This window comes from Nocardia sp. 348MFTsu5.1 (genome assembly GCF_000383535.1).
GTDB lineage: Bacteria > Actinomycetota > Actinomycetes > Mycobacteriales > Mycobacteriaceae > Williamsia > Williamsia faeni.
In genome coordinates this window covers 89,952-103,393 of the sequence record NZ_KB911515.1, presented here as the reverse complement: position 1 = coordinate 103,393, position 13,442 = coordinate 89,952, and the positions used below count along the sequence as shown (strand labels likewise).

The window sequence follows — 13,442 nt, the reverse complement described above, 5'->3', positions numbered from 1 at the left end:
CGGGGTGGCCTCAACGGCTGCCCCGGCGTCCGGGCGGAACGTTTACCAGTGAACGCCGCCGAGTAGGCGGGCCAGCAGGAGCTGCTCGGATTCACTGCGACCCGATTCGCCCCCTCGGGCGGCAGCCGAATCGGGAAAGACCTGATAGGCCAGGTTCAGGATCCGGAACGCCAGCTTGGGGGTGACGGTGTGCGCGACCGCCCCGAGGTTCCCGATTTTGGTGTTGATCTCGTGCGGCCTGTCGACCAGGGCGGAGATGACCTTGTCTGCCGCCTGCCCCGGACTGATGGTGGGAAATCTGTCGTAAAGCTTGGTCGGCGCGATCATCGGGGTCCGCACCAGCGGCATGTGGATGCCGGTGAACGAGATTCCGTCGCCGAACAATTCCGACGAGACCACGTTGGACCAGGAATCGAGAGCGGCCTTCGATGCGACGTATGCGCTGAATCGCGGCGGGTTGGTCTGCACTCCGATGGACGAGACATTCACGATGTGGCCGCGGCCCTGTTCACGCATTTTCGGCAGCAACCCGATGACGAGCCGGATGGCACCGAAATAGTTGAGTTGCATGGTTCGTTCGAAGTCGTGGAAGCGGTCTTCCGACAACTTCAGGGACCGGCGGATGGATCGGCCGGCATTGTTGACCACAAAGTCGATCCGCTCGAAATCCAGACTCAGTTGTTTGGTGAGAGCGTCGATCGCGTCCAGATCCGACAGATCGCAACCATAGGCGTGCGCCGAACCGCCCTGGCTTTCGATGAGGTCCTTGGTGGCTTCCAATTTCTCGAGCCCGCGTGCGACGAGGATCGGGATGCCACCTGCCTTCGCGACCTTCACTGCGGTGACCAGTCCGATACCCGATGATGCTCCGGTGATCACCACGGTCTTACCTGCCAGGGCATCAACGGTGCGCCGATCGGAGGCGATCGAATTGTCGAGGAACTGCTCCCAGTAGTTCCACAGCGTTGCCGCGTACGAGTCGAGGTCGGGCACCGTGATCCCGGATCCCGCCAGCGCGCTCACGGTGCGGCCGGAGGTGTACACCGCAGGGAAAGAGACGTGGGCCAACACCTCTGGTGGGATCCCGAGTCTTCCGACGGTCTCGCGCAACGCGAGCTGGACGGCACCGTTCCGCAGGGCGGTTCCCAACAATTCGGCCGGTTGAAGTGCGCGGGGCAGTAGCCGGGTGGGGATTCGGTCGGTGACCGACCGATCGAGCGGCAGCGTGAATCGAGGCGCCTTGGCGGCAGCGGCAAAGCTGTTGACCATACGAACGGTGTTCTGTGGTTCGGGATTGACCAGGTGGAACGCTTGCCCGTCCAGGTCGGGGACGTGGGCGAGGTGATCCATCGCTCGAGCGACGTAGTCGACCGGCACGAGATTGGTATCTCCGAGGTCGACGGCGACCAGGGGAACGGCCGAGGCGAGCAGCTCACGCATCCGCTTGATCAACGGGAAGAAGTAATAGGGTCCGTCGATCTTGTCCATCTCGCCGGTCTCGGAATGTCCGACGACGATGGCCGGCCGATAGACGCGCCAGGGAATCGCCGACTCTTGGCGGACGATTCGTTCGGATTCGAACTTGGTGCGGTGGTAGGGGGACGGCAGGTCCTGGCCCTCGTCGAACATGGTCTCGTCGAAGATGCCGCGGTGGTCGCCCGATGCCGCGACCGACGAAACATGGTGGAAGCAGGAGACTTCGAGTGCGCCGGCCAACGACAGCGCGGACCGCGTGCCACCGACGTTGAGCTTTTCGTTACTCTCCGCCGACGCGGTCATGTCATAGATCGCGGCGAGGTGGAAGAAGTGGTTGATCGTGCCCCGGTGCTCATCGATCCAGGCGGCGTCGACACCCAGTTGATCTTCTTGGAGGTCACCGACCACCGGCACCACACGGTCGGTGTTCCAGAGCCGGATCTGTCTGTCGAGTTTGGTACGCGACCCGCTGCGTACCAGGACAAAGATCGTCCCGACACGGTTGTCGAGAAGTTGCCCGACAAGATGCCGTCCGATGAACCCGGTTGCGCCGGTGACGAAATAGGCCACGTGGCCAGCCTAGGTGCACAAACGCCACACGTCTCCGGGTTTCACATACGCGAATCCGGGACCTCCCCATCCGGTGGTCGGCCGGACTACTCGGCAAGCTGCGGCGCCAGGTTTGCGACCATATAGGGGATCGTCAGCACGGTCGGGACGGCCATGGCGGCGGCGACAACCTGGTCGACCCAGACGACGCCGCCGCGTTTGACGACGGAGAGGTTCATGAATGCGGCGTTCTGCCTGAGGCGGTCGTTCGAACCCTGCCAGTCGACCGCGACCACCTTGTCGAGCAAGTTCAGCAGGTCAAAATTCTCGGTCGAGATCTCACCGTAGAGATCATCGGTGATGGTGGCGGCGAGTTCTGCCGGGAATGTCATGCCCAGATCTGCCAGGATCTGACCCCGTTTGTCGGTGTCGCTGTAGATGTCCACGCCATCGCCTGTTCCGGCGGTGATCACGGCGCCCTTCTTGCCGACGATGCCGGGGTACTCGGTTTGGGCGTCAGTGAAGAACTTCTCAGTCTCATCGATAAGTTTCTTTGTCTCGGAGGGCATTCCGACGGCTTTGCCGGTCTGCATCGCGGCCGCCTGCCACGGCACCTGCCCATCGGGGTACTGCTCTTCGTGCAACACCACCGGCGCAATCTTGCTGAGGTTGTTGTATTGCTCCTCGGTCACCGCGGCGTTGACGGCGACGATGAGGTCTGGGTTTGTCGCCAGGATCTTGGGGATGTCGGCATTCAGATCGGAACTGGCTTTCGGCAGCACAACCGGAACGGTGTCGCCGATCAGTTCGTCGTTCCAGGGTTCGACAACACGCGTGGCCTCCGAACCGGTGAGCGGACTCATCGTGGTCGGCACGATGCCGAGCGCCAGAAGGGTGTCACCATCACCCGGTCCGACCGCCGCCACGCGAGTGGGTTCTTTCTCGATGGTGACCGGTCCGAAGTTCTGCTCGATGGTGACGGGCAACGCGCCATGCTCGGCAGTCATCGACGCCGACGAGTCTTTGTCCTCATCGAGTGAGGAGCATCCGGTCGCTCCGATGAGTGCGGCCACCGTTGCGATGACACGCATTGATACGGCTGATCGCCGGCTCTTCCAGTGCACTGATCCTCACCTCAAAGGCTTGGGCAGCCTGAGAATACCGCGCCTGACTGCGAAGCGGCCGAAGATGCCACTTTCGGCCGGGACGGACGCAGGCCGTGGCAGGATCGGAAACCGTGACCAGGAGCGCATCGTATGTCCGGGTTTGTGTGGCCTATGTGATCGCCCTGGTTGTGGCGGCATCGTGGCTCGGGTGGGGTCCGACGACCGATGTGCTGTGGCTCGACACGCTGATCGCCGACGTTCTGGGAACCCTGGTGATCTTCGGCTTCAGCCGTCGATACCGGAACTCGAGTTTCTATGACGCCTACTGGAGTGTGGCCCCGCCACTGATGTTGTTCTACTGGTGGTATGCCGGCGGCCTCGGGGCGGACGAGATTCAATGCTGGCTTGTTTCCGTTGTCGTGGTGGTCTGGGCGGTCCGCCTGACGGTGAACTGGGCGTGGTCATTCCCGGGCCTGCACCATGAGGACTGGCGGTACGGGATGCTCCGTGACCAGGCCGGCCGGTTTTCTTTTGTCGCCGATCTGGTTGCCATCCATCTGATTCCGACCGCTCAGGTGTTCCTCGGGATGATCCCCGTCTATGTGGCGGTGACCACCTCAGGCGACAACCTGCTGTGGCTCAGCGGGATTGCGTGCGCCCTGGGGCTGTCCGCGGTGCTCCTCGAATTGGTTGCCGACGGCCAGATGCGTCGATTTGTCAGTGATAGAAGCCCCGGTCAGACCATGGATCAAGGCCTGTGGAGCTGGTCGCGGCATCCGAACTACTTCGGAGAGTTCAGCTTTTGGTTCGCGCTCGCGCTGTTCGGAGTTGCCGCGTCGCCCGCCGATGTGTGGTGGCTGTTCGCCGGTGCGGCCACAATGCTCGCCATGTTCCTGGGTGCCAGTATCCCGATGATGGAGGAGCGGAGTCTGCAGCGTCGGCCCGGATACCAGGATGTGATCGATCGGGTGCCCCGATTTGCCCCACGGCCCCCACGCAAGGTGACCGTGTGAGCCGCAGACGAGTGGTCGTCGCCGGATTGGGTGACAGCGGTGTGCTCACCGCCATCCACCTCGCCCGGCACTGTGAGGTGGTGGGGATCTCGGTCAAGCCCGGCCTGGTCAGTGGCCAGGAACTGGGTTTGCGGATCAGTCGTCCGGATGCCTGGGCTCGTGACTATCGCGTCGACTTCGAGCGATTCCGCGGACTCGACCGGGTGCGGACCATCCACGGAACGCTGACCGGGCTCGACATCGGAGGGCAACGTGTCACCATCACCGATCCGGACGGATCGACGGCCATCGAGGACTACGACGCCCTGGTGATATCGACCGGTGTCACCAACGGATTCTGGCGGCGTCCGACGGTGCAGACCAGCGCCGACATCGACGACGAACTGCGGCAGGCACACGACATCGTCGCGCGCGCACGCTCTGTCATCGTTGTCGGGGGCGGTGCGGCAGCAGTCAGTAGCGCCGCGAATATCGCCGCCAGGTGGCCGCGCACCCGCGTCGACCTCTATTACCCCGGTGAACGTGCGCTGCCGCAACACCACCCGCGCACCTGGCGCCGTGTCGGGGACCGCCTGGACGATCTCGGGGTGAACCGGCATCCGGGGTATCGCGCGTTGTTACCCAACGGTTTTGAGTGTGACCGGATCACCGGGGGTGTGGTCCGGTGGACGACAGGTCAGATGCCGGCCGAAGCCGACGCCGTGGTGTGGGCGATCGGTCGGACGCGTCCGAACACCGACTGGTTGCCCGCCGAGATTCTCGACGGTGACGGATTCGTGCGGGTCGACAGCCGGCTGAGCGTTCCCGGCTGCCCCGGGGTGTTCGCCGTCGGTGACGTCGCCGCCACCGACCGGCTTCGCTCGTCGGCGCGCAACCGAGCCGACCGTCTGGTCGCGCACAATGTCCGGGCCCACCTCGACGGCCGTCGACTCAAGTCCTATCGGCCGAAGGACCATCGTTGGGGTTCGGTCCTCGGGCCACAGCCCGATGGTCTCGAGGTCTTCGCGCCGACGGGCTACGCGTTTCGATTCCCGGCGTGGTCCATCGACCGGGTGTTGCAACCCTGGATAGTCAGGCGCGGGATCTACCACGGAGTGCGCGACACACACTGATGGCGAAATCAGCCGACCCCGCAACATCGGTGAGGATGGTGCGGGGTCGGAAAACTGATGGTGGAGCAGCGACCTCGGTGCCCGGTCAGCGATCGATCAGGGCAATCCGGCGAGGATGAACCGAAGAATGTCCATCGCCCACACGTTCGTGTTCAAGAATGCGTCGATGGCGGCGTCGATTGGTGAATACAACTGAAAACCAGCTCCTCCCGGAATGTGACCGCAGCCCCCGGATGTTCGAGGGCTGCGGAACGACTTGTCGTTGGAGACATTACGCGACCGTAGATGATCGTGACGATCAGGTTGGGGTGATATTGCTTCCGACAGAACGTGCAGGACAGATGTCGGCTGCTTCACCGTATGAAGCATTGGTGGTGTGACCTCACGGAAGGCAACGTGAGAGAGTGTCGGAGATCAATGGTCGATTTGTCAGGGCTGTACGTCTCGCCGGGCGTGTCTGCGCGATTCGGTACGGAACGGTAGGGAGTTTGCATGGGTGAGACGACGACGGATGTCTGGGAAGCGATGTCGACCGCTCGCACGATCCGGAGATTCACCGACGAGCCGGTCGACGACGCCACGCTGGCGCGTTGCCTGCAAGCAGCCTCATGGGCGCCGTCGGGTGCCAATGCGCAGGCGTGGCGTTTTGTGGTGTTGCGTTCGCCGGAGCTGCGGGCGGTCGTGGCCAAGGCAGCCAAGCATGCGCTAGATGTGATCGAGCCGGTGTACGGGATGACGCGGCCGGCCGATGACGACAACGGTCGCCGGGCCCGGAACAACCGGGCGACGTACGAATTGCATGACCGGGCCGGGGAATTCACGTCGGTTCTCTTTGTGCAGGAGAAATTCACCACGGCCTCCGAGCTGTTGCTCGGTGGCTCGATCTTCCCGGCGATGCAGAACTTCCTGCTCGCTGCGCGGGCTCAGGGCCTCGGTGCGTGCCTGACCAGCTGGGCGTCCTACGAGGGCGAAGCGCTGTTCCGCGAGGCTGTTGGCGTACCGGCGGACTGGATCGTCGCCGGTCACGTGGTGGTGGGATGGCCGCGTGGTCATCACGGACCGGTCCGCCGAAAGCCGCTGAGCGGCATCGTGTCTCTGAACCACTGGGACGAAGATGCGGGTGCGCTTGCAGAGGGACCATATCCGGTGGGCTGACGGGCCGCGTCAGCCCGCGCGGTGCAGTTCGAGCATGGTGATCTCCGGAGGAGCGCCCACTCTGACCGGTGGTCCCCACGCGCCGGCACCGCGTGTCGTGTAGAGAACCGTGTTGCCGATCTTGTCGAGGCCCGACACCGAAGGTTGTTGCAGGCGAACAAGATAGTTGAACGGCCACATCTGGCCTCCGTGGGTGTGGCCCGAGACCTGCATGTCGATCCCGAGATCCGAGGCTTCGAATGCCTGACGCGGCTCGTGTGCCAGCAGCAACGCAAACGTGTTGGGGTCTCGACCGTCCAGGGCGGCGGGCAGGTCGGGTTCGTACGGCGCCGGAGACGAGTAGTCGTGGATTCCGACGATGTCGATGCTGTGCGCTCCTCGTTCGATCGATGCCCGCTCGTTGCGTAGTGTCCGAATGCCCAACCGATCCCACGTGTCGAGCCAGCGTCCGCCGTCGTCGGCATAGAACTCGTGGTTGCCGCTGACGCCGTACACACCCAACGGGGCCGACAGGTCCGCGAGTGGTTCGAGGTCGGAAGCGACCTGTGCGACGGTGCCGTCGATGAGGTCGCCGGCGATGAGGATCAGATCCGGCTTCTGTTCGTTCACCAGATCGACGACTCTTCGCGTGAATCCGACACCGCGAGCCGGACCGACATGCAGGTCGGACAGCAACGCGACCCGGAGTCCGTCGAACTCCGCGGGAAGGCGGGGAAGTGTCACCTGGGCGGTGACGACCTTCGGTTGAGCCGCGACGACGACGCCATAGGCCGTGGTGATCAACGCCCCGACAACAACCGCGGCGGTGGTGACCCGGACGACCATCAGACGGGTACGTCCGGTCGTCGGCCCGGCACCAGGATCTTCCGACCCGCCGGATCCAGTTGTTGATCGACGCCTGCGCAGAGCGCTGACCACCCGGGCGATCCCTGATCCGGCGGAGATCAGGAGCAGACCGAGAATCAGATAGAAGGCGACTCCCAGCCATACCCACCCGGCGTACCCGGGTGGCCGGACCCAGGAGGTGTCGAACTGGTCGCCACTCCCGATGCCGATGACGGTGAGCACCCACAGCACCACCAGGGTGCCATCGACTATCGGTCTCCACGGGTGCGGGAGAGCTGTCGCCCGGACGAGCCGACGATGAAACCAATAGGTCAACAGTGCGGTGGCAGCCGCGAAGATCAGCAGTCGTGTCATCGGCGCGGCCGGGGTGGGTGCTGGTGCCTGGTGAGCTCGTTCATGTCCAGATCAGGCTAGCGTTGCCGCAGATTCACTCCGTACACGTGTGGCCCACCGGATCAGATCCGATGGGCCACATGGTGAGGCGTTGTCTACGAGGTGTGCTCGAGCTCGTAGCGACGGCGGTATTCCTCTTTGGAGGTCACTGCGGTGTCGACGTCCGTGGCGCGTGCACGCAAAGCGCCCACGGTCGCCTGCTCACGCGAGATGTGCTTGAACGGGTCCCAGTCGAAGAACCGTGCCACGTTGCCGAAGGTGATCTTGTCGATCTCCTCGTCGGTGCAGTTCGCTTCGTCGAGTTCCTTCTTGAGCACCTCTGGCGAGTGGGGCCAGGTGGAGTCCGAGTGCGGGTAGTCGCACTCCCAGGCGATGGTGTCGATTCCGAGCCGGTCCCGATTGCTCAGTCCACTCGGTTCGGTGATGTAGCACGCCAGGAAGTTCTTGCGCCATACATCCGTTGCGGTCATACCCTTCGGCAGGAAGTCCGAGCCCAGCCATTCGGCCTGGTTGTCGAGATGGCGTTCGACACGGTCCAGCCACGGCGCAACCCAGCCGACTCCACCCTCGCTCATCGCGATCTTGAGATCCGGGAACCGCTGGAAGGCTCCGCTGAGCAGCATGTCGTTGGCTGCAATGGTCGAGATGAGTGGCGTCAGAACCATCATGTCGTCGAGGTTGAAGCCCTCGGGGCGCTTGAGCAGGCTGAAGCCGCCACCGATGTGCAGGCTCAGGACGATGTTGTGTTCCACGCACGCCTTGAACATCGGATCCCAGTATCCGGACTTGAAATCGGGATAGCCCGAGCCATAGGGGGTCTCGGGAATACTGATGGAACGGCAGCCCATCGCCGCGAGCCGATGGATCTCCTTGACCGACTCTTCGGGGTCGAAGAACGGGATGATACCGATCGGGATAAAGCGGCCGGGATGAGTGGTGGGGACCTCGCCGACCACCCAGTCGTTGAATGCCTTGCAGGCCGCGAGGGACAGCTTCTTGTCCGGCAAGCTGGCCAGGTGGGTGCCCGCGAAACCCGGGAACGTGGCGAAGAGTGTGGCCGCGAGGGTGCCGTTGGCATCCATGTCGCGCACTCGCATGCTCATGTCGTAGACGCCGGGCCGCATTTCCGCGTAGCCCGTGGGGTCCATGCCCCATTCCTTCTTCGGCCAGGAGACGACGGCGTTGAGGCCGGAGCTGCCGACCACCTGGTCCTGGAACAGCCAGGCCTGCACCTTGGGGTTGCGCGGATTGGCCGTCAGCTTCGGCGCATGTTCCATGAGACTCTTCGGAAAGTGCTTTTCAAAGATGTCGGCAGGTTCGACCACGTGATCGTCAATGCTGACCATCACCATGTCGTCAATATTCATCAGAGTCCTCTCGTACTGGGCAGCAGTGCCCCGGGGGCAGGCTTATGAGAACGATACTCTCATTCGCAGAGAACATGGATCTTTTCGGCTGAACCAAGTCCGATTTTCGATACGGATCAATCGTGGACGCAATCGCTGCAGTCGACTCTACTGTAAACCATTCGATAGTGTGATGGACTCGCCGGACTGGCAACGGCCGACGTCAGAAACCAGGTAGAGGACGGCGTTGGCCACGTCTTCGGGTTCCAGAAGGCCCGGTCGTGGACGACCTTGTGAGAACACGGATTCGGCGTCTTCCCAGGTGGGTTCGTCGAGGTCCGGGCGAATCATGCGGTACACGGATCGACTGTGGAGCATCTGCGTGTTCACCCCGGACGGGAGAACCGCGTTCACCGTGATGCCGTATTCCGCGACCTCATGCGCCACCGTCTTCACCAGTGCGACGACCCCGGCCTTGGCTGCGGCGTAATGGCCCGAGTTGACGGCTCCGGTGCCGGCGACTATCGACGAGGTGGCGACGATTCGGCCCGCCCGGCGATCGATCAGATGGGGCAGGGTTGCCCGAAATGTGTTGAAGACGCCGGTGAGGTTGATGTCGAGCATGGTCTGCCAGCGCTGTGTGGACATGGTTGCGATCGAGCCGACGGTGGCGATTCCGGCGTTGGCCACCACGATGTCGATGGGGCCGATCACGGTCATCGCCCGGTCGACAAGGTTTTGCAGTGCCGGCAGATCGCGTACGTCCGCGGTATCGGAAAGGCAACGCCGGTCGAGTGATTCGACCAGACGGACCGTTTCCCCGAGGTCGTCCGGGGTGGCCGCGGGGTAGTCGACCTCTTCCACCGGCGCGGCGATATCGCACATCACGATGTCCGCTCCCTCTCGGGCCAGGGTCACCGCATGCGCCCGCCCTTGCCCCCGTGCGGCTCCGGTGACGAAAGCGACCTTGCCTTCGAGTGCTCCCATGTCGATGTACCTTTCGCCGCCTGCGGTCAGGGTTCGGGTCGACTCAAAATCCCGATACGACCATGTAGACCGCAACGGTTTCCGGAACTCATCGCCGGCGGGTCAGCGCGGCGTGGCAGGCGGATCGAGCATCGGTACGAGAAATTGCCAGGCGAGCGCGGACAGTTCTTCGTCGCTGTCGAGGTCGACGACGTGGCTGGGGATGGCCAGAAACGACGCGGACACCCGCACCATCATCTCGGCGACCAGGTCGGTGTTCAGATTTGCCGAGACGTTGCCCACACGTTGTTCCAGGCGGAGTTGTGCGGCCAGGAACTGACGGACGGTGGCGAGCATCAGTCCGTCGTCGCCGACCATCGACCCGGCGATGAGGTTCGGTTCGGCCGACATGAGTCCGCCGATCATCGGATTGCCGCGGATCGCGCGCAGCGAGCTCACGAATCCGAGCACCACTCGGTCGGCGGCTGTTTCGGCTTGCTGGATGTCGATGAGGAATTGATCGAAGTATCGGCGGAATTCGCGGAGTATCACCTGTTCGACCAGTTCGTCCTTGGTGGCGAATCGTCGGTAGACGGTGATCCGGGACAGGCCCGCGCGGCGGGCCACGTCCTCCATCGACGACCGCTGGATCCCCATCCGGCAGAACTGTTCGTACGCCGCATCGAGCAAGCGGGTCCGGGTTCGATCGCCATTGTCCGCCTGCTCCAGCGCTTGATCGAAGGCGCGTTCGATCAAGGACTTGGGCTCAGGTGATCGGGGGCTATCGGTTGGCGCAGATGCCACAAGCCCTCCTCGTCTGGTGATCCGGTTCTCGTCATGATCATAATCCTGCTTGCACTCTTGTGATGCGCGACACACTCTGCTACGAATGATACAGAGAAACGATTGGTGTTTCATTGCAACTGAAATAGGGACGGGACAACCGAAAATGGACAAGCTGAACAGGCGCGCTGTGCTGAAGGCAGGTGGGGTTGTGGGGGCCGCCGGGGCAGTTGCGTTGGTCGCGCCCTCGACGCCGTGGACGTGGTCGCCGGCAGGTTCGGTACCCGGCGTCGGGGGCGGGGCCGATCCGCGCGGTGTGTGGGATGTGGAGGCGGATCCTGTTGTCGCGGGCCTTCTCGAACGTGGTGAGGTACCCAAAGTCAACGAGTTGTTGCGCAACTGGACAAAAAATGGTCAGCCATTGCCCCAGGGGTTGCCCACGGAGCTGCGTGACTTCATGGAGCAGGCCCGCCAACTACCGGACTGGGCTGATCAGCAAAAGCTCGCTGACGCAGTGAGATTCAACCAGAAGCGGGGCACATATCTCGGTGTCATCTATGGATTCGCCAGCGGAATGATGAGCACGGTCATCCCCCGGGAAGCCCGCGCGGTCTATTACTCCCAGGGCGGTGCGGACATGAAGGACCGCATCACCAAGACCGCCAAACTCGGCTACGACATCGGATCCCTCAACGCTTATCAACCCGACGGCGAAATGGTGGTCACGTGCGTGAAGACCCGATTGGCGCACGCGGCCGTGAGGTACTTGCTCCCCAGGTCTGCGCACTGGGTGAACTCGGCTCCGGAGGAGATCCCGATCAGCCAGGCTGACATCATGGTCACCTGGCACAGCCTGCCGACAACCGTCATGCGCAATTTCAAGCGGTGGAACGTGCCGATCGCGGCCGACGAATCCGCGGGCTTTCTGCATTCCTGGCAGTTGAGCGCCCACCTGCTCGGCGTGAGAGACGAGTACATCCCGGCCTCGTGGGCGACTGCCGAGTCGCAGGCGCAGCAGGTGCTCGACCCGATTCTCGCGCCGACTCCGGAGGGCATCAAACTCGCCGACATGCTGCTCGACCTCGGCATGAACCTGGATCTGACGCTGTTGAGCCGGCCCATTCTCGGCGCGTTGACGCGATTCATGCTCGGCGACAAGATCGGCGACTGGCTTCAAATGCCGACCGAACCGGTCTGGACGCCTCTGCTGGAAACCGCGTGGGGTCCATACGTGACCGTGCGAGAAGGCCTACTCGACCTGGGTACGCCCAAAGAGGCGTACTGGCTGATCGACGAGTTCCTCCGCCAGTTTGTCCTGTTGTACATGTCGGAGTTGAGAATGCCGATCAACATCACCATCCCGGTGGGCAATAATCCGCAGTACAAATAACTGATCGGGTCGCTATTCAGGACCGTATCTGTCCTCGTGGTGTGCAAGTCTGATTTCGGAAAGACCACTGCACACCACGTTAGGGGCGAACGTCATGACTCGCGAGTTTCAGGTGACTTTTGACTGCGGTGATCCAGGTGGGTTGGCCGCCTTCTGGGCCGATGTGCTGGATTACGAAATCCAGGGTCCACCACCGGGATTCGATTCCTGGGAGGCGGCCTTGGATGCGCTGAACATCCCACCCGAGCGACGCAACGACGCATCGGCAGTCGTCAGCACCGATGGGAGCGGGCCCCGGGTCTTCTTCCAGCGTGTCCCGGAGGGCAAGTCGGTCAAGAATCGGGTTCATCTCGACGTTCGTGCTGCCCCGGGTTTGGCCGGCGATGAACGGATGTCGGCACTGGAAGCGGAATCAGTCCGACTGGTGGCACTCGGGGCGACCCGTATCCGGCGGTTTGAACCCGATCCACCACTAGGTGGCGGGCACATCGTCATGACCGACCCCGAGGGCAATGAGTTCTGTCTCGATTGAATGAGTCGCGCTCACATTGTCCCTGTTGCCGGTGCCGCTGATGGTGCACAGGGGAATGGGCAGTCGCCGCACACGCCGCCGGCCGGTGTTCGGTAGAAGAGGCAGCAACTACGTCGACGATGGGTGTTCGGCTCCAGTGTGAGCTGAAGACGAGGATCGTTGAGCAGTGCGGTGACCCACCGTGAATTGGTGTCGCCGGTGACGCCTGCGGCGCCGAGAAGTGCGGATGTGGTGTTGCCCCAAAGTAATCCGGGCGCGACGATGTCTCGCCATGCCTCGATGCAAGGATCGATGTGGTTGTCCAGGACCTCGGTCCGCGCCGATCGGCCCATCCGTGGCTCTTCGATGTGAAGCTGCAGTGAGCCATTGACGGAGCGCCACAACAGTTCTTGGGGTCCGATACTCACACACCGTCCGTCCACCTGGCGGGTTCCGGCCGCAACGGACCACAACCGGGCCGCAAAGCCGAAGAACAGCGTGGAGGCGGCAACCCGTATCTCGTCGACGTCGAGCTGCCGAGCGACCTCCTCGACAACACGATCCCGGACCGCAGGCCGGCGGAGCGTCGCGGTGGGCTGCCAATCATCGTCGGCCACCGGTCCGGTTCCGAGTGTGAAATACATTCCTGATTCCGACAGCCGGGCGAGGAGCATCGCGGCATCCGAAGAGCTCTGACCGAATGCGTTGGTGGCTTGCATGATCCGGCTCCTCTTACGTGTCTTTGCGACTCGCTGAATCTAACACAACGACAACACCCCGCCTGCCAGTGGCAAGC

Annotated in this window: 12 protein-coding genes; 5 read left to right on the top strand and 7 right to left on the bottom strand. The window is 63.0% G+C overall.

All coding sequences use genetic code 11. The features are described from left to right. Positions 1-42: 42 nt before the first annotated feature. Both H290_RS0114785 and H290_RS0114780 read right to left on the bottom strand, forming a co-directional pair. A complete protein-coding gene (locus H290_RS0114785) occupies positions 43-2,046 on the bottom strand; it encodes an SDR family oxidoreductase (protein WP_020107591.1) in 2,004 nt (667 codons plus the stop codon). 86 nt (positions 2,047-2,132) lie between these two features. Beyond that, positions 2,133-3,116, bottom strand: a complete 984-nt coding sequence (locus H290_RS0114780; protein WP_020107590.1) for an ABC transporter substrate-binding protein — start codon at positions 3,114-3,116, stop codon at positions 2,133-2,135. A gap of 146 nt (positions 3,117-3,262) precedes the next feature. Here H290_RS0114780 and H290_RS0114775 point away from each other — a divergent pair, with 146 nt between their 5' ends. The 3 genes from H290_RS0114775 (at position 3,263) to H290_RS0114760 (ending at position 6,411) form a co-directional block, all read left to right on the top strand. Next, the gene (locus H290_RS0114775) at positions 3,263-4,144 is read left to right on the top strand and encodes a DUF1295 domain-containing protein (protein WP_028463211.1); all 882 of its coding nucleotides are present in this window, start codon (positions 3,263-3,265) and stop codon (positions 4,142-4,144) included. Further along, a complete protein-coding gene (locus H290_RS0114770; RefSeq protein ID WP_028463210.1) occupies positions 4,141-5,256 on the top strand; it encodes an FAD-dependent oxidoreductase in 1,116 nt (371 codons plus the stop codon). Before H290_RS0114775 ends, H290_RS0114770 begins: the two co-directional genes overlap by 4 nt. Positions 5,257-5,748: 492 nt before the next feature. Continuing rightward, positions 5,749-6,411: a nitroreductase family protein gene (locus tag H290_RS0114760; RefSeq protein WP_020107587.1), complete on the top strand. Its 663-nt coding sequence runs from the start codon at positions 5,749-5,751 to the stop codon at positions 6,409-6,411. Positions 6,412-6,420: 9 nt separating this feature from the next. Here the strand turns inward: H290_RS0114760 and H290_RS0114755 are convergent, their stop codons facing one another. The 4 genes from H290_RS0114755 to H290_RS0114740 form a co-directional block, all read right to left on the bottom strand. Beyond that, positions 6,421-7,611 carry a metallophosphoesterase gene (locus H290_RS0114755; RefSeq protein WP_020107586.1) on the bottom strand — a complete coding sequence of 397 codons (1,191 nt, stop codon included), beginning with the start codon at positions 7,609-7,611 and terminating at the stop codon, positions 6,421-6,423. A 134-nt stretch (positions 7,612-7,745) separates the two neighbouring features. Continuing rightward, the gene (locus H290_RS0114750) at positions 7,746-9,017 is read right to left on the bottom strand and encodes an amidohydrolase family protein (RefSeq protein WP_028463209.1); all 1,272 of its coding nucleotides are present in this window, start codon (positions 9,015-9,017) and stop codon (positions 7,746-7,748) included. Positions 9,018-9,164: 147 nt separating this feature from the next. Beyond that, complete coding sequence (locus H290_RS0114745; RefSeq protein WP_020107584.1) at positions 9,165-9,983, bottom strand: mycofactocin-coupled SDR family oxidoreductase; 819 nt, start codon at positions 9,981-9,983, stop codon at positions 9,165-9,167. 102 nt (positions 9,984-10,085) lie between these two features. Beyond that, complete coding sequence (locus H290_RS0114740) at positions 10,086-10,766, bottom strand: TetR/AcrR family transcriptional regulator (protein WP_231373705.1); 681 nt, start codon at positions 10,764-10,766, stop codon at positions 10,086-10,088. 145 nt (positions 10,767-10,911) lie between these two features. Here H290_RS0114740 and H290_RS0114735 point away from each other — a divergent pair, with 145 nt between their 5' ends. Both H290_RS0114735 and H290_RS0114730 read left to right on the top strand, forming a co-directional pair. Beyond that, on the top strand, positions 10,912-12,135 hold the full coding sequence (locus H290_RS0114735) for an oxygenase MpaB family protein (protein WP_020107582.1): 1,224 nt from the start codon (positions 10,912-10,914) through the stop codon (positions 12,133-12,135). Positions 12,136-12,229: 94 nt separating this feature from the next. After that, positions 12,230-12,667 (top strand): VOC family protein, encoded by a 438-nt coding sequence (locus H290_RS0114730; RefSeq protein WP_020107581.1) that lies wholly within the window; start codon positions 12,230-12,232, stop codon positions 12,665-12,667. Between the two features lie 11 nt (positions 12,668-12,678). On the opposite strand, the gene H290_RS0114725 is transcribed toward H290_RS0114730, so the two are convergent. After that, positions 12,679-13,365 carry a (2Fe-2S)-binding protein gene (locus H290_RS0114725; RefSeq protein ID WP_020107580.1) on the bottom strand — a complete coding sequence of 229 codons (687 nt, stop codon included), beginning with the start codon at positions 13,363-13,365 and terminating at the stop codon, positions 12,679-12,681. Between the last annotated feature and the right edge of the window lie 77 nt (positions 13,366-13,442).